Source organism: Caloramator sp. CAR-1, from assembly GCF_030546345.1.
Taxonomy (GTDB): domain Bacteria; phylum Bacillota; class Clostridia; order Clostridiales; family Caloramatoraceae; genus Caloramator; species Caloramator australicus.
Genome location: NZ_JAUONW010000040.1, coordinates 76,246 through 92,319 on the forward strand (window position 1 = coordinate 76,246; position 16,074 = coordinate 92,319).

The 16,074-nt window shown below is 32.6% G+C and carries 19 protein-coding genes and 1 tRNA gene; 13 read left to right on the top strand and 7 right to left on the bottom strand.

From position 1 onward, the window contains the following. Positions 1-132 precede the first annotated feature (132 nt). On the bottom strand, positions 133-660 hold the full coding sequence (hpt, locus tag Q3V94_RS11185; RefSeq protein ID WP_008909478.1) for a hypoxanthine phosphoribosyltransferase: 528 nt from the start codon (positions 658-660) through the stop codon (positions 133-135). Positions 661-782: 122 nt separating this feature from the next. Here hpt and hflX point away from each other — a divergent pair, with 122 nt between their 5' ends. After that, positions 783-2,588, top strand: a complete 1,806-nt coding sequence (gene hflX, locus Q3V94_RS11190; RefSeq protein ID WP_008909477.1) for a GTPase HflX — start codon at positions 783-785, stop codon at positions 2,586-2,588. 18 nt (positions 2,589-2,606) lie between these two features. On the opposite strand, the gene Q3V94_RS11195 is transcribed toward hflX, so the two are convergent. Further along, positions 2,607-4,283 carry an NAD(P)/FAD-dependent oxidoreductase gene (locus Q3V94_RS11195; protein ID WP_008909476.1) on the bottom strand — a complete coding sequence of 559 codons (1,677 nt, stop codon included), beginning with the start codon at positions 4,281-4,283 and terminating at the stop codon, positions 2,607-2,609. A gap of 107 nt (positions 4,284-4,390) precedes the next feature. Between Q3V94_RS11195 and Q3V94_RS11200 the strand changes: the two genes are divergently transcribed. Both Q3V94_RS11200 and Q3V94_RS11205 read left to right on the top strand, forming a co-directional pair. Continuing rightward, a tRNA-Gln gene (locus tag Q3V94_RS11200) sits at positions 4,391-4,466 on the top strand. A 104-nt stretch (positions 4,467-4,570) separates the two neighbouring features. Then, positions 4,571-5,860, top strand: a complete 1,290-nt coding sequence (locus Q3V94_RS11205) for an amidohydrolase (RefSeq protein ID WP_008909475.1) — start codon at positions 4,571-4,573, stop codon at positions 5,858-5,860. Here Q3V94_RS11205 and Q3V94_RS11210 read toward each other — a convergent pair. Beyond that, complete coding sequence (locus tag Q3V94_RS11210) at positions 5,855-6,865, bottom strand: alkaline phosphatase family protein (protein WP_303527772.1); 1,011 nt, start codon at positions 6,863-6,865, stop codon at positions 5,855-5,857. The two genes, Q3V94_RS11205 and Q3V94_RS11210, sit on opposite strands and share 6 nt — an antisense overlap. 105 nt (positions 6,866-6,970) lie before the next feature. Here Q3V94_RS11210 and rd point away from each other — a divergent pair, with 105 nt between their 5' ends. The 5 genes from rd to Q3V94_RS11235 all read left to right on the top strand — a co-directional run bounded on the left by rd (position 6,971) and on the right by Q3V94_RS11235 (position 10,711). After that, a complete protein-coding gene (rd, locus tag Q3V94_RS11215) occupies positions 6,971-7,129 on the top strand; it encodes a rubredoxin (RefSeq protein ID WP_008909473.1) in 159 nt (52 codons plus the stop codon). An 82-nt stretch (positions 7,130-7,211) separates the two neighbouring features. Continuing rightward, positions 7,212-7,451 carry a hypothetical protein gene (locus Q3V94_RS11220; RefSeq protein WP_008909472.1) on the top strand — a complete coding sequence of 80 codons (240 nt, stop codon included), beginning with the start codon at positions 7,212-7,214 and terminating at the stop codon, positions 7,449-7,451. An 85-nt stretch (positions 7,452-7,536) separates the two neighbouring features. Then, positions 7,537-8,430: a nucleotidyltransferase domain-containing protein gene (locus Q3V94_RS11225; protein WP_303527775.1), complete on the top strand. Its 894-nt coding sequence runs from the start codon at positions 7,537-7,539 to the stop codon at positions 8,428-8,430. A 14-nt stretch (positions 8,431-8,444) separates the two neighbouring features. Then, positions 8,445-9,290 (top strand): DegV family protein, encoded by an 846-nt coding sequence (locus Q3V94_RS11230; RefSeq protein WP_303527777.1) that lies wholly within the window; start codon positions 8,445-8,447, stop codon positions 9,288-9,290. An 8-nt stretch (positions 9,291-9,298) separates the two neighbouring features. Further along, the gene (locus Q3V94_RS11235; RefSeq protein WP_274765820.1) at positions 9,299-10,711 is read left to right on the top strand and encodes a PLP-dependent aminotransferase family protein; all 1,413 of its coding nucleotides are present in this window, start codon (positions 9,299-9,301) and stop codon (positions 10,709-10,711) included. A gap of 14 nt (positions 10,712-10,725) precedes the next feature. Here Q3V94_RS11235 and Q3V94_RS11240 read toward each other — a convergent pair whose 3' ends face one another. Then, the gene (locus Q3V94_RS11240) at positions 10,726-10,920 is read right to left on the bottom strand and encodes a DUF1858 domain-containing protein (protein WP_008909468.1); all 195 of its coding nucleotides are present in this window, start codon (positions 10,918-10,920) and stop codon (positions 10,726-10,728) included. Between the two features lie 125 nt (positions 10,921-11,045). Here Q3V94_RS11240 and Q3V94_RS11245 point away from each other — a divergent pair, with 125 nt between their 5' ends. Next, complete coding sequence (locus Q3V94_RS11245; RefSeq protein WP_303527782.1) at positions 11,046-11,705, top strand: YigZ family protein; 660 nt, start codon at positions 11,046-11,048, stop codon at positions 11,703-11,705. Further along, on the top strand, positions 11,702-12,076 hold the full coding sequence (locus Q3V94_RS11250; RefSeq protein ID WP_274765818.1) for a CoA-binding protein: 375 nt from the start codon (positions 11,702-11,704) through the stop codon (positions 12,074-12,076). Before Q3V94_RS11245 ends, Q3V94_RS11250 begins: the two co-directional genes overlap by 4 nt. A gap of 11 nt (positions 12,077-12,087) precedes the next feature. Here Q3V94_RS11250 and Q3V94_RS11255 read toward each other — a convergent pair whose 3' ends face one another. Continuing rightward, positions 12,088-12,459, bottom strand: coding sequence for a sulfite exporter TauE/SafE family protein (locus Q3V94_RS11255; RefSeq protein WP_303527787.1), 372 nt, complete (start codon positions 12,457-12,459; stop codon positions 12,088-12,090). Beyond that, positions 12,456-12,815 (bottom strand): sulfite exporter TauE/SafE family protein, encoded by a 360-nt coding sequence (locus tag Q3V94_RS11260; protein WP_274765817.1) that lies wholly within the window; start codon positions 12,813-12,815, stop codon positions 12,456-12,458. The genes Q3V94_RS11255 and Q3V94_RS11260 overlap by 4 nt, the downstream gene beginning before the upstream one ends. Positions 12,816-12,929: 114 nt before the next feature. Between Q3V94_RS11260 and nadE the strand changes: the two genes are divergently transcribed. The 3 genes from nadE to Q3V94_RS11275 are packed head-to-tail and all read left to right on the top strand — an operon-like array spanning position 12,930 to position 15,593. Then, the gene (nadE, locus tag Q3V94_RS11265) at positions 12,930-13,661 is read left to right on the top strand and encodes an NAD(+) synthase (RefSeq protein ID WP_303527794.1); all 732 of its coding nucleotides are present in this window, start codon (positions 12,930-12,932) and stop codon (positions 13,659-13,661) included. A gap of 43 nt (positions 13,662-13,704) precedes the next feature. Further along, the gene (locus Q3V94_RS11270) at positions 13,705-14,445 is read left to right on the top strand and encodes a YebC/PmpR family DNA-binding transcriptional regulator (RefSeq protein WP_274765816.1); all 741 of its coding nucleotides are present in this window, start codon (positions 13,705-13,707) and stop codon (positions 14,443-14,445) included. Positions 14,446-14,486: 41 nt separating this feature from the next. Continuing rightward, positions 14,487-15,593 carry a CapA family protein gene (locus tag Q3V94_RS11275; RefSeq protein WP_303527796.1) on the top strand — a complete coding sequence of 369 codons (1,107 nt, stop codon included), beginning with the start codon at positions 14,487-14,489 and terminating at the stop codon, positions 15,591-15,593. A gap of 5 nt (positions 15,594-15,598) precedes the next feature. On the opposite strand, the gene Q3V94_RS11280 is transcribed toward Q3V94_RS11275, so the two are convergent. Continuing rightward, positions 15,599-16,042, bottom strand: a complete 444-nt coding sequence (locus Q3V94_RS11280; RefSeq protein ID WP_303527797.1) for a YaiI/YqxD family protein — start codon at positions 16,040-16,042, stop codon at positions 15,599-15,601. Between the last annotated feature and the right edge of the window lie 32 nt (positions 16,043-16,074).

Consider the following 16,074-nt stretch of genomic DNA (forward strand, 5'->3'; position numbering starts at 1 on the left):
CCTCTATATTAAGCTTTGTTTACTCACTATACCCCAGGGGGGTGTCTACACTATTATAATATTACTATAATTTAATTTTGTCAATATTATTTTTAAAATTTCAAAATAAAAGGCACCGGACGGTGCCCCTAATTATTCCCAATTGAATATATAAGGCTTATTTCTGTAATAATCGCCATAGTTTAATCCGTAGCCAACAACGAAAACATCGGGAATTGTAAAACAGCAGTAATCAGGAACAAGTTCAACTTTTCTTCTTTCTGGCTTGTCGAGTAACACGCAGGACTTTACACTTGCAGGGTTTTTAGATTTGATATATTCCATAACGAATTTCATAGTTATGCCTGTATCAACGATATCATCAACTATTAAAACATCGTAGCCTTCTACATCGTCTGCTATATCTTGAACTATCTTTACTTGACCGCTGCTGGTTTCACCATGTCCATAACTAGATGTTGCCATAAACCCTATTTTAACAGGAACATCTATATGTCTTACAAGGTCTGCAGTGAATATAAAACTACCTCTAAGTAGTGACAAAACATAAAGTTTTTTTCCTTTATAGTCTTCGGAAATTTTTTTGCCAAGTTCAGAAACTTTTTGTGCAATTTCATCTGAACTTATTAAAATGTTTTCTTTTTTATTTATTAACTCCATCCTATTCCCTCCATTAACGAAGATTGTTATCATTTAATATAAGTTAAAGTTAATGTTTTGTCAAGGCGTCTTGGTTGTTTCTAGCAATATATTAATGTATAATTATTTAGCGAGGTGATGATATGATAAGAGGTAATTTAGAAGGAGTAAAAAAATCTTATATAAATGAATTAGAGGCTTTGTTTGAAATTGATTTAGATAAAAATTTAATAATTTCTAAGGATATCCTAAATGTTTTATCAAGGATTTCTTGGGAATTAAAAAGAGAAATTTCTATATATATAAATAGACGGGGTAAAATAGTAGATATAGCAATTGGTGATAGTGAAACTGTAAATCTTGAAGAAATATTTGAAAAACGAAAAGAAGGAGGCCTATCTGGGATAAGATGTATCCATACCCATCCATCAGGGCAGGGGGAACTTTCAGTTGTAGATATAACGGCACTGGTTAGTTTACGATTTGATATGATGGTAGCCGTTGGAGTTAATGAAGGAAAACCTATAGATTTTTCGATAGGCCTTATAAGTGTTATTGATGGAATGCTCTCTAAAAGAGCTGATATATTAGGTCCCTATGAAGCAGGGATTATTGAGTCGATTGATGCATTAAAACTTATTAGGGAAGTTGAGGAAAAATTAGAGGAAAGAGTATTTATCCTGGAGGAAAAAGCTAAGGAAAAGGTTATATTGGTTGCAGCAGGAAACGATGATTTATATACCGTTGAAGAGTCATTAGAGGAGCTTAAAGAACTTGCTGAAACCGCAGGAGCAGAGGTGGTTTTTAAATTATATCAGAAAAAAAGTAAAATTGATCCTGCCACATATATAGGAAGTGGTAAGGCAAGGGAGATTAGCCTTTTAAGACAAAGCCTAATGGCTGATGCGGTGATTTTTGACGATCAATTAAGCCCTGCACAGATAAGAAATCTTGAAGAAATTTTAGGATGTAAAGTTATAGATAGAACAGCCTTAATCCTTGATATTTTTGCCCAAAGGGCAAAGTCGAAGGAAGGAAAGCTTCAGGTTGAACTTGCACAGCTAAAATATAGATTGCCAAGATTAACAGGCTTTGGAGCCATGCTCTCGAGAACAGGTGGAGGAATTGGAACAAGGGGACCTGGAGAAAAGAAGCTGGAAATCGACAAAAGGCATATAATGAGAAGGATCAATGATTTGGAAAAGGAGTTGGAGGCTGTAAGAAATACAAGGCAGGTTCAAAGGGAAAAGAGGCTTTCTAATGAAATTCCTGTAGTTTCAATAGTAGGTTATACTAATGCAGGAAAATCTACTTTAAGAAATAAGCTTTGTGAAATTGCAGGGGTTGATAAGGAAAAGGTTTTTGAAGCAAACATGCTCTTTGCAACCCTTGATACTACAACAAGGCTTGTTAATCTTCCTAACGGTAAAGACGTTTTAATTTCAGATACAGTTGGGTTTATAAGGAAGCTTCCCCATGAACTTGTTGAGGCCTTTAAATCCACCCTTGAGGAGATAATTTATAGCGATCTTATCTTACATGTAGTTGATGCTTCAAATAAAAATGCTGAAGCTCAAATAAAGGTCGTAAATTCAGTTTTAGAGGAAATAGGAGCGGGAGATAAAAGAAAAATTCTTGTTTTAAATAAGATGGATATTGCTGATTGTGAAAGTTTAGAGATTTTAAGGGGTAAATTTAAGGATGTTGTTGAAATATCGGCTGTTGAAGGAACCAATTTAGATGTCCTTCTAAAGGTTATTCAAGATAATGTTTACAAGGATATGATAAGGGCAAAACTATTGATTCCATATTCTGATACTAAAGTTGTTTCTTATCTGCATCAAAATAACTGCATTGAAAAGGAAGAATATACAGAAGAGGGGATACTTGTATGTATAAATACCACTAAAGATGTTTATGGTAGGATAAAGGAATTTGAAGTAGAATAGGCACAGAATTTTCTGTGCCTATTTATCATTATCCCTTATAAGTTTAGCTATATTGTTGGCAACTAGCATCCCTGATTGAAGGGCACCCTGCATCCATCCGTGCTTAGTTGAAACATGCTCACCTGCAAAATGAACCCTTCCATTCATTTCTGGGGTTGTAGAATCATAAAGGAATAGTTCTTTTTGATTTGGAAGCATAAAGCAAACTCCTCCCCATATAAAGGGAACCTCTGACCAAAGGATGTAGGTATAATCTATCAAATTATTATCCATATATCCTTCTGGAAGTTTGTGTATTTTTTCTATAGATCTTATTATTTCTGTAATCCTTAAGTTTTCGTATTCTTTTCCAAGTCTTACGGCATTTTGATTCCAGTTGTAGGAGGCAAGTAGTGTTCCGGGCTCTTTATATGATGTATTTTCTTTTAGTTTATACTTAAATAATTCACCTTTAATAGGAACTAAATGATCTGAGGGATAAACTGTTAATATTGTAATAAGATCTGTTAATGTTGTTCCACTTAAGGGGTTGTTTTTATCCCTCTCCCAAAATCTTTCCTTTAGATAGAGGAAGGTTTTTTGGCCTATTTCATAATTAAGTTCATTTATTGCCTGCATTTTTCTAACGGTAAATGGTGGGTTGACTTTTATTCTTCTTAGGCTTGAAAAGGGAATAGCACAAATCACAAAATCAAAATCGTTATAAAAATAGCTGTTGTCGTTAAGGTCTAATATTTCCAAAATTATTTTTCTACCATCGTAAGGGGACTGGATTATAGAATTAACAAGGCTATGAAGTCTAAAATTAACTTTTCCAGGACCTTTAGAATTTATAAGTTGATTATAAAAGGCAAGGGGAAGATTTATTATTCCTCCTTTAATAGTGTAGGTATATAAAAAGTCTAATGTATAGTATTCTGCTAAAATTTCAATGAGGCTTATATTAATAAGATCCCCCTCTAGGGCAGATATATTGCTAATTAAAGAAATAGCATTTTGGGAAAGGCCAACATTTTCATATCCTTGTCTTAAGGAAATGCTTTGAATTTCTTTTATTTTTTTAGAATAATCCCTCTTAATTTGCAAAAGTTCCTTTCTTTCTTCCTTTGAAAGGCTAAAGAAATATTTTTTATATAGTTTTCCGATTAGTTCATCTGGAGTTCTTTTTTTCTCCCTATCAGGAAGATCAAATTGTGGATATATATTTTCCATTATGCTAACTGGATTATTAATTGCATATGAATTTCTAACAAAAAATAAAGAGGATGTGCTTTTACTTATAAAGGGGATGGTTCTGAGTTTAAATTCATTAATATAGTGCCATGTTGTTTCGTGGGAGGGTGGAATGCGCATAGGACCAAGCTCGCCATATTGATTTTTGGACTTGTCAAAAAAGTGGGTTTTAACTCTTCCTCCTATTCTGTTTGAGGCTTCAAAAATAGTAATGTCGCATCCTATTTTATTAAGTTCATAGGCAGCACAAAGTCCTGAAAGGCCTGCGCCTATAATGGCTACTTTAAATTTTTTCCCTTGCTCTTTGGATGCGATTTTTTCAATGTTTGGTGGAGGTGAAAGAAGCTTTATTATTTCATGAAAATCCTCCTCACGATTATCTGATTTTAGGAAAAATCTTAAAATAGCATGCCTTTCAACATCAGTAGGATTTGGAACTTGATATGGAACTTCATTTTTCATTATATCACCATAGGGATTTTTATTAATTTATATGAATAAAAATATTAAATTAATGATATAATTGATATTGAAATTTTAAAAAAAGTTGCTATAATAATAAGTGATGATGCCGAGTAGCCAAGTTGGTAAGGCACCTGACTCTGGATCAGGCAATCGTGGGTTCGAGTCCTACCTCGGCAGCCAGTGGGGTGGTAAATAACCACCCCTAAATTTTTTTTGTTTTATTTTAATTGAAAATTCTGAATATAACGAATATAATTATATAAAAGCCAAAAAGGAGGGTTATGATGAAAAGATTATTAATAGAGAATATAAAAGTAATTACAATGGAAGGAGATTATATTATCCCTAAAGGATATATTTATATTGAAGATAACAAGATAGTAAAGGTTAAAGAAGGAGTTTATGAAGGAGAAAGGGATAATTTTGAGGTTATAGATGGAAAGGGCTGTGTAGCACTACCAGGTTTTATAAATTGCCATACTCATATTCCTATGACCCTCCTTAGGGGCTATGGAGAGGGGCTGCCCCTAATGAGATGGTTAAATGAAAAAATCTGGCCCTTTGAAGCTAGGTTAACTGAGGAAGATATATATAACGGTGCCCTCTTAGGAATTATAGAAATGATAAAAAGCGGAACTACATCATTTGTAGATATGTATTTTAGAGAGGATACAATTGCAAAGGCCTGCAGAAGGGCAAACATCAGGGGATTTTTAGGAAGCCCAATAATTGGGGATATGTGGGAAAGGCAGATCGATGAGACGCTAAGTTTATATGATGAATTTAAAGAGGATGATTTAATCAAGATATTTATTGCTCCCCATTCACCATACACATGTTCCTTTGAAACTTTAAAAAAGGTTGGGGAAATAGCAAGAAACTACAAATTACCTATTCATATTCACATTGCTGAAACCAAGGATGAGGTAAACATAATAAGGGAAAAGTATAATAAAACTCCATTTGAGGTTTGTAAAGATGCCGGACTTTATGATGAAAACAAAGTTATTGCAGCCCACTGTGTTTACTTAAATGATGATGATATTATTATGGTTAAGAATTATGATTTTACTGTGGTATATAACCCCCAAAGCAATATGAAGCTTGCAAGCGGTGTAGCACCTATTGTAAAGATGATGGAAAATGGAATTAATGTAGCTTTAGGGACTGATGGAGCATCCAGCAATAATAATCTCAATATGATAGATGAAATGAAATCTGCATCCCTTCTTCAAAAACTCAGCTTCAATGATGCTACAGCATTAAGCGCCTATGATACTTTAAAGCTTGCAACGGTAAATGCAGCAAAGGCTATAGGTATGGAGGATAAACTTGGAAAAATTAAGGAGGGTTTTTTGGCAGATATAATATTAATCGATTTTAATAAACCTCACCTTAACCCTCCAACGGATATATATTCAAATATTGTTTATGCTGCTAACGGTTCTGAAATAAAGACAGTGATAATTAACGGTAAAGTGGTTCTAAAGGATTATAAGCTTCTTGATATAAAGGAGAATGAAACCATCTTAAATGCTAACCAATCCTTTATTAAGGTTATTGAAAGATTATAATAAATTCCTTAAGTAATAAAATAATTTTGTTATCATAATGCTAATAAAAGCTGTAAAAGAGGCAAAAATTAATGGAAATCTCTTGTTTAGCTTTATAATTCTATTATCCATAACTAAATTGACTGATAAATTGTCGTTGCCCTGTATAAGGGATGTTCCTGTCATAAAAGAATTTTTAGGAATATTTAAAAGGTCACAGATTGTTGGGGCAACATCAAGCTGAGATACCCAATCCTTTGGGACTAAGTTTAGTTTCTCGATGTCATTATCAATGATTATAAGTGGAATTTCGATACACCGAACATTGCCATCACCATGGCCCCCTTCATCCTTATGGCCATGGTCTGATGTTACAATTAATGTATAATTTTTATCTTTAATATGTTTCCATAGAAATTCAATATTATTATCGACATTTTCGCAAGATTTTTCGTATTCTGGTGATAAGGCACCGTGCCTATGTCCTGCTTTATCAACCTCCATTGGATGAACTAATAATATGTCAGGGTTATATTTATCTATAATATTTATTGCATTGCTAAAAACCCTTGAATCATTGTTAAAATAGGTATATCTGTAATTAAATGAATAAGGAAAGAGCTCAATAAACCAGTAGTAACCTGATAGGGCTGTTTTATAACCCGACCTTTTAGCAAGAAGAAAAATGTCAGGAATTAAAGAAGGGACAGGATGAAAGTTTCTTGTTATTCCGTTTATATTAGTTGGCGAGCCTGTAAAAATTCTTTCGTAACCTGGTCTTGATAAAGTTGGAGGAAAAGCTTTTGAATTATAAAGGATTCCATTTTTGTAGTCTATCATATTTAATAAAAATGGCATATACTTAATGGAATCTAAGCGCAGCCCATCTACAAGAACAATGCATATTTTTCTATTTGTTTTTTTAAAAGTTATATTATTTAAGGCTTTTAGCTGAGTTTTAATCAAAAAATTATGTAACATAAAAAATATTGTAACAAAAATAAAAATTTGGGTTAAGATTTTCATATTATCACCTATAAATAGTTTGAGAAAAAAATAAATAATAATGTTGGAAAATATAAATAAATGGGTTATAATATGGAAAAGAACTATTAATAAGGAGGTATTTTTATGGACAAATATTTATGCCCAGCATGTGGCTATGTTTATGATCCAGCAAATGGTGATCCGGATAACGGAGTAGCTCCAGGAACAAGGTTTGAGGATATTCCTGAAGATTGGGTATGCCCACTTTGTGGACTTCCAAAATCGGAATTTGAAAAGATGTAATATACACCCCCAATTTAGGGGGTGTATTTTTTTATGTTGTAAGGGAAAATTATTGATAGAAATGTGAAAAGGGGTGTTTAAGATGTTGATTTGTCCAGTTTGCAATGGATTGGTTGATTATAATAAGAAATGTCCTTTATGTGGAAATAGGATGGAGATTTTAGATAGGATTGAGAATTATTATGACAGTTATTCTGCAGACCTGCCGTATGAGATTACAGATCTTAACGATGGCGATCCAAGCTATATTTGTAAGCATATAATTTTATGTCCAAGTTGTGGTTATAGGGATGTAGAGGGTATTTATAATATTCAAAAATAATAATACTTTACAATGATTTGATAATAATTATATAATAAATTAAACATTATTTTTTTTATTTTAAAATTTTATGGGGGAGGGTAATGTGACTAATTTAATAAAATCCTATCAGGAGGCATACGATAAGGCATTTGGTAAGTTAAAAAATAATTCCAATGTTATTGCTATAATTGTTTATGGGAGCATTGTATCTGGCGATATTTGGGAGGAATCGGATATAGATTTCTTTGTAATAACCAAGGAACAAAATAAATTAATGAATTTATACAGCAAAATCAATGATGTCCCTATTCAGGTTAACTATATATCAAAGGAAATTTTTATTAAGTCTTATACCAACCTATTAAAGGGAGGAACCTTCCATAAAGCCTTTTTTACAGGGAAATTAGTTTATTGCTTAGATGATGAGATTAAGGATCTATTTAATTCAATAAGGTTTTACTATGATAGGGATAGAAATATTAGAAATCTTGAGATATTATGTAATATATTTAACTGTTTACATTATTCAAGAAAATACTACTATACAGGAAAATATGAAACTTCCTTTCAATGGATAGTAGATCTTATTACAAATTTTGCTAGGCTACAGTTAAATGTAAAGGGATATATAACCGATAAGGATATTTTATCCTTTGCTGTTAGTATGGATGAGGAAGTAGATAAGCTTTTTAATATATTAAATACACAAAAAACTTTAAAGGAAAAGATATATACCGTTCTTGATTTTATTGAAAAATATCTTGATCAAAATATTTCTACTCTTGCCATGCCCATAATTGAATTTTTAAAGGAAAAAAAGCAGTTTTTATCAATTCATGATATTAAAAATTCTCCTGAATTTAAACAGTTAAATGGAGACTTGAATTATCTTTTAGATTATTTATCACAAAAGGGATTAATCAATCAGTCCTTGAGAAGTTTTACAACATATGGAGAAGAGGAGCTCATTGAGGAGCTTGTTTATTATGTTTATTAATTTGGAGGTGGATTATGAAAAAAATAAAAATAATTGCCGATAGCGGTTGCGACCTTGAAAGGAGCTATGCAGAAGAACTTGGAGTTTATATTATCCCTATGATAGTTTATTTTGATGATGAGGCTTATTACGATAGAGTAACTATGACAACGGAGGAGTTTTATGAAAAGCTAAAAACCTTTAAGGGACTTCCAAAGACTACTCAGATAACACCAGCAAGATTTATAGAAGAATTTAAAAAGTTTATAGATGAGGGTTATCATATAATATATATTAGTTTTTCTTCAGGCCTTTCAGGAACATATCAATCTGCCCTTGTTGCAAGAGAGGAACTTGGGGAAGAGAATGTAGATGTTATTGATTCAAAGGGTGCTTCTGTTGGGTATGGCCTTATGGTTAGGGAGGCTGCCTTAATGCTCAAGGAAGGAAAAACAAGGGAAGAAATAATAGATAGAGTAACTTTCATGAGGGATAGGATGGAGTATATATTTGCAGTTGGAAATCTTGAGATGTTAAAAAGAGGAGGAAGAATATCAAGTTCTAAGGCTCTTATTGGCAATTTGCTCAATATAAAGCCTATTCTACAGTTTGATAATGGATATATAGTTCCCTATGATAAAGTAAGGGGAGAAAAGGCAATTATAAAGAAGATGATCGAAACGATGCAGGAGAGAGGTTATGAAATAGAAAAACAAGTAATAGGTTTAAATTATTCAAGAAATTTAGACTTTTGTTTGCAACTTAAGGAAGAAATAGAAAGGACATTTAAAGTTAAAGAATTTGTTATATCGGAGATTGGTCCAACAATAGGAAGCCATGTTGGCGAAGGAACTACTTCAGTTTTCTTTATGAGAAAATAGGTGGTCTTATGAAATTTTATGAAAATATAAAGCTTGATGAGTTTTCTAGTGAGCCGAAATATATTCAGCTTTATGAGATTTTAAAAAATTTAATTGAGGAAGGTGCCATAAAACCTGATGAAAAGCTTCCTACAATAAGGGAACTTTCTAAAAAACTTAGCGTGAATACCGTTACAGTTGTTAATGCATATAAACTTCTAGAACAAAAGGGATATATCTATACAAAGGTGGGAAGTGGGACTTTTGTATCTAAACAAAATGATGAAAGAATACAAGTTTTTTCAGAAAATCCTTTAGCAACAAATACCAAAAGGGAAGAAATCAACGGAGCAATTAATTTTTCTACATTAACACCGCAAAGCAGTCTTTTTCCTGTTGAGGATTTTAAATTTGTCATAAATAGAATTTTAGATAGGGATGGAGCTAGTGCCTTTAATTATGTTGAGCCTCAAGGATATTTCCCGCTAAGGGAGTCCATTTGGAAATATTTGGAGGAATGCGGAATTGAATGCGAAATAGATAATATTAGCATCGTTTCAGGTGCCCAGCAGGGAATAGACCTTGTGGCAAAGGTGCTGGTTAATTTTAATGATGCTATTGTAGTTGAAAGTCCTACCTATACAGGTGCAGCAGCGATATTTAAAAATAGGGGAGCAAATATTATCGAAATCCCGCTTAAAGAGGATGGATTGGATCTTGATGAACTTGAGGATGTATTAAAAAAGCAAAAAGTTAAACTTATATACGTAATGCCTAATTATCAAAACCCTACGTCTATAACCTATACTGTTGAAAAGAAATTGGAACTTATAAACTTGGCATTAAAATATAATACATATATTTTGGAGGATGATTTTTTAACTGAAATCAACTTTTCTAAAAAGCCTAATGAACCTTTAAAGACTCTTGATTTTTGTGATAGAGTTATTTTTATTAAAAGTTTTTCAAAAATTTTCATGCCAGGACTTAGACTTGCAGTGATAGTATCTCCTTTTAATATATCTAGAAATTTAGTTTTTGCAAAACAAAATACGGACATTTCAACGTCAAGTTTAATTCAAAGGGCCTTTGATTTATATCTTAGGGAAGGTTTGTGGACAAGACATTTAAACAATCTTAAGGATATTTATTATAAAAGATATTGCTTAATGAAGGAAAAATTAAGCGAGATAAAGGATATAAGATTTAAAGATCCTAAGGGTGGAATTCATTTTTGGGTTGAATCTGAATTGGATGCAACGATAATAGCTTATAACGCAAAGAAAAGGGGAATTGCGATTGCTCCTGGTAGGGCCTTCTATTTCGATTCAAGAAGTAGTAACAATTTTAGACTAAGTTTTGCTCAAACTGATTATGATGATATAACAAATGGAATAAATATTTTGAAAGAGATTTTTGATGAAATAAAAATGCCAGGGTAACCCCTGGCAATTTATTAGCCTTTTATAGCTTCGTTTAGATCCTTTAACATAGCATCTAGATTGATACCATGTGCCATAGCGCCTTGTTCTAGAGTTTCGTATCTAGCTGCTATGCAACCTAAACAGCCCATTCCGTATTTAGCAAAAACTTGAGCTGTTTGAGGATATTTTTGAACTATTTCAATTATACCCATATCTTTTGTAATCATAGGGTCAAACCTCCTTAAATAAAATTTAAGCTTAATTTATCTTAACATATATTTTTAAAAAATACAACTATATTAGTCAACATTATAATTTATCATTTACCAAAAATTTGTTCTGAGGTGAGAGGATGTTTAAGGAAGATTGGACAGTTTTAAGACAAGTTGAGGTTTCCTTTGAGGAAAAGAAGTCTTTATTTATTTGTAACATAAAGAGGATAAAAAACGAAGAAGAGGCCATGGATTTTATAAATTCGATAAAAGAAAAATATAAGGATGCAACTCATAATGTATATGCCTATATAACTAATAATGGCATATCTATGAGGTATTCTGACGATGGTGAGCCCCAAGGAACTGCTGGACCACCAGTTTTAGAGGTTTTAAAGAGGGAAAATGTTAATGATGTTGCAGTTGTTGTAACAAGGTATTTTGGAGGAATTCTATTAGGTGCAGGAGGACTTGTAAGGGCGTATAGTGCATCCTGCAAACAAGGTGTGGATGCTGCAGGCAAGGTAAAAAGAAAAATGGGAATAAAGTTTTCTATGATTGTAGACTATGAAAAATATGGGAAGATAAATTATTATCTTCAAAGTAAAAATATAAAAATTTTAGATGTAGAATACATGGAAAATATACGGATACAGGGTGTGTGTTTGGAAGAAGAATTTGAAAAAATTCATTCTGATATAATTGAAATAATGGGGGGAAATGATATAATTAAAGTTACAGACAATAATTTAGTCTTTGTAGATGAAGCAGAAAGGATTATGGAGGTGCAAGAATCATGAATATTAATGAGTTTAAGGAAAAGAAGATTTGGGCTGTTGTTGGCAGCGTATCTAACAAGGAAAAGTTTGCTTACAAAATCTATAATTTTCTAAAAAATAAGGGGTATAGGGTATATGCTGTGGATCCAAAGGGACTAGACGTAGATGGTGAAAAATCATATAAATCACTATTAGACTTACCAGAGGTTCCTGAGGCTGTAGATATGGTTATAAATCCAGCCTTAGGTGGAACTTATGTGGATGAAGCAAATAAATTAAATATTAAATATATATGGTTCCAACCAGGTGCAGAAAGCCAAGAACTAATAGAAAAGTCAAAAGGTTTTGGAATGGAAGTTGTTTACGGACATTGCGTTATGAAGGAGTTCTAAAGGGCTTACCGTCAGCTTTGACGGTGAGCCTTTTCTTTTCTGCTTAAATAAATTTCATAGGCTCCCATAAAGAGAAGAAAAATACCGAACATTTTCTTTAAAAGGCTTGAGCCTAAACTAACGGCAAGAATGGAGCCTATGATTGAACCAATAATACCAAAAATGATGAGGATTTTTAAAACGTTTTTTTCTATGTTGCCCTGTTTAATATGGGTATATAAAGCAACAATGGATGTGGGAACAAAAATAAGAAGGTTAGTGCTTTGTGCAATTTGCTGCTTTACATTTAAAAATATAATTAGAGCAGGTATTAAAATTGTCCCTCCTCCAATTCCCATTCCGCTAATAATTCCAGAAATTAAGCTAATTATAAAAATAATCACTTAAAGAACACCATCCTTATTCCTGCGATTATCATAAAAATTCCAAAGATTAGCTTTAAAGTTCCATCTGTAAATTTATTAAGTATTTTTGCACCTATATATCCTCCGATTACGTTGGCTATCACAACTTTAAGGGTTAAATTCCAGTCTACAAGGGATTTTGAAATATAAAAAACTGAGCTTATTATAGAAAGAGGAAGGATTATTGCAATAGCTGTTGCATGGGCTTTGTGCTGTTCTATTTTTAGGATATGGTTCATGGCAGGGACTAATAAAGTTCCACCGCCAGCACCAAAAAGCCCATTACAAATTCCTGTTAAAAGGCCTATTATATAAATTTTTATCTTATCCCTCATTTATATCACCTATAGTTTAGTTTTTTAATTATTGATGTTTTTATACCTTACAATATTGAAAGTTATTCATTAATATGCTAATATCTTAAAAGAAAGCTTCAGGGAGGTATTAGGATGTTTGATGTAGAAAGGGTTGCCAATGAGCTGGTTGAATGGTTAAAGGATAGGGTTAAAGAAGCAAATGCAAAGGGAATTGTCCTTGGGCTTAGCGGTGGGGTTGATTCTGCCGTTGTAGCTGCTGCTGCAAAAAAAGCTTTTCCTGATGATACCTTAGGGATTATTATGCCTTGCTATAGCAATCCTCAGGATGAAAAGGACGCTCTGTTGCTTGCTGATAGATTAAACATAAGATATAAAAAAGTAGTTTTAGATGAAGTTTATGATTCGCTTTTAAGGGCTGTAGGTTCAACAGGAAATGAAAACCGACTTGCCCTTGCCAATATAAAACCAAGGCTAAGGATGACTACGCTCTACTATCATGCTGCACTTTTAAATTACCTTGTTGCAGGAACAGGCAATAAAAGTGAGCTTACTGTTGGTTATTTTACTAAATATGGTGACAGCGGAGTTGATATCCTTCCGCTTGCATCCTTTGTTAAGCATGAGGTTTGGGACCTTGCAAGATACTTTAATGTTCCTGAAGAGATTATAAACAAGGCTCCAAGTGCAGGACTTTGGGAAAACCAAACAGACGAAAAGGAAATGGGTATAACTTATAAAGAACTTGATGAATATATATTGACAGGTAAAGCTACAGAAAGGGTTAGAAATATTGTCGATGAATTAAATAGAAAGAGCCAGCATAAAAGGGAAATGCCTAAAATATTTGTCCCAAGTAGCAAGTGATGTAAAAGAATAATAGTAATTTAACTTAGAAGGGGGAATAAATATGGCAGGACATTCAAAATGGGCGAATATTAAACATAGAAAAGGTAAGCAAGACGCTCTTAGAGGAAAAATTTTTACAAAAATAGGTAAAGAAATTCAGGTTGCGGTTAAGGAAGGTGGACCAAATCCTGAGGCAAATTCAAGATTAAGGGATGTTATCGCTAAGGCAAAGGCTAACAATATGCCTATGGAAAACATCCAAAGGGCTATTAAAAGGGCAACAGGAGAGCTAAAAGATGTAACATATGAAGAAATCATTTATGAAGGATATGGCCCAAATGGTGTTGCTGTTATCGTTCAAGCTTTAACAGATAACAGAAATAGAACTGCAGGTGATGTAAGACATATATTTGAAAAATTTGGTGGTAACTTAGGGGCAACAGGCTGCGTTTCCTTCTTGTTTGAGAAAAAGGGACTTATAATAGTTGAAAAGGAAGAGGGAATTGATGAAGATTCTCTTATGATGATGGCCCTTGATGCTGGTGCTGAAGATTTTTCCTCTGAAGAGGATGCTTATGAAATTACAACTTCTCCTGAGGATTTTTCAAAGGTAAGGGAAGCTCTAGAAAACAATGGAATAAAACTTGCTTCAGCTGAAGTATCGATGATACCAAGCACTTATGTAGCATTAGATGGTGAGGCTGCAGAAAAGTTTGAAAAACTTTTAGACAGATTAGAAGAAAATGATGATGTTCAAAATGTATGGCATAATGCAGAGTTCCCAGAAGGATGGGGAGAATAAAGGAGCTGATAATCAGCTCCTTTTTTAAAAAGGAGAGAGTTATGAAAAGAATTTTAAGTTTTTTTTTAGCGGGAGCTACATTGCTTTTATTTCTATCCTGTAATGGTGTAGATAAATTAAAGGAGCAGCAAGAAAAAATAGTAGTAGAAAAACCTAAAAAATCAGCAAAAATAGTTATGGTTGGAGATGTTATTTTCCATAAGCCACAGATAAACAGTGCAAGGACGAATAAGGGATATGATTTTAAACCCTCCTTTAGCGAAATTAAGGACATTATTAGTAAAGCTGACTATGCAGTTTTTAATTTTGAAGGTAATGTAAATACTAAATTGCCTCCATCTGGATATCCTAATTTTAATTCTCCTATTGAGGCTATAGATGCATTAAAATGGGCTGGTTTTGATGCTGTAGTTTTAGCTAATAATCATAGCCTTGATACAGGTCTTGACGGATTAAAAGGGACATTGAAAAATTATAGCTTAAAGGGAATAAAAAGTATTGGAGCAGGTAATCAAAAAGATAGAGCCCTGATCCTTGACATCAATGGAATAAAGATTGGTTTTTTAGCCTATACTCAATTTATAAACGGAAGGTCTAGTGGGCTTGGATATGTTAATATTTTGGATTTAAAAACAATAGAGAAGGATATAAAAAATATAAAAAGTAATTGTGATTTTTGCATCGTTTATTTACATTATGGGACAGAATATATAAGAAATGCTACTGTTAAAGAAAGGGAACTCTTTAGAAAAATAGCAGATTTAGGGGCTGATTATATAGTAGGTAATCACCCACATGTTGTAAGGGAAAGTGAAGCATATAAAACTAAAGATGGAAGATGGGTAATATTTAATTATTCATTAGGAAATTTTATATCCAATCAAAAGGACAAATATACTGATATAGGTCTTATTGTTAATCTTACTTTAGAAAAAGAAGACAAAAGAACTTATATTAAGGATTTGGATTTAATACCTGTATATAGACTAAAGTTTTATGAAAAGGGAAGACTTCATGTGAAAACAATTACATTGGATAGATTGGATAAATACAATGAAAAGATTAATAGTGAGGATTTAAAATATATTTTAGGGGTTTCAAAGGAAATAAATATGAAAAATTCAATCGAAGTTTCAAATTTAAAATAGGGCCTTTAGGGCCCTTTAATTTGTTTGATTAAAAGTTCAAGGCTTTTTTTGAAATGTAGATCGTTTTGTTTGTTTCTTTTTTTTATGCCCCCCATCTTTCCACCTGCATTACGAACCTTTGAAGCTATATATCTTTGCATTAAAAGGGAGTCTATGTTATGCTTATTAAAAATTAGGCCGTTGTAATTTAAAGCATAGGCTTCTTTAGAAAGGGCCATTGCAGCTACGCCATAATCCTGGGTTATGACTATGTCCTTTGGAGATACTTCATTTATTAAGGCAAAATCTACAGAATCTCTGCCTTTGTCTACGATGATTATCTTACAATTATCATAATTGAGAATATGGCTGGTATCTGAAAACATAATAACTTCAACATTGTATTCTTTAGCTGTATCGATTATTATATCTTTAACGGGACATGCATCGGCATCAACAAGTATTTTCATGGCATCCTCCATGTCTTTTTAGTATATTTTAT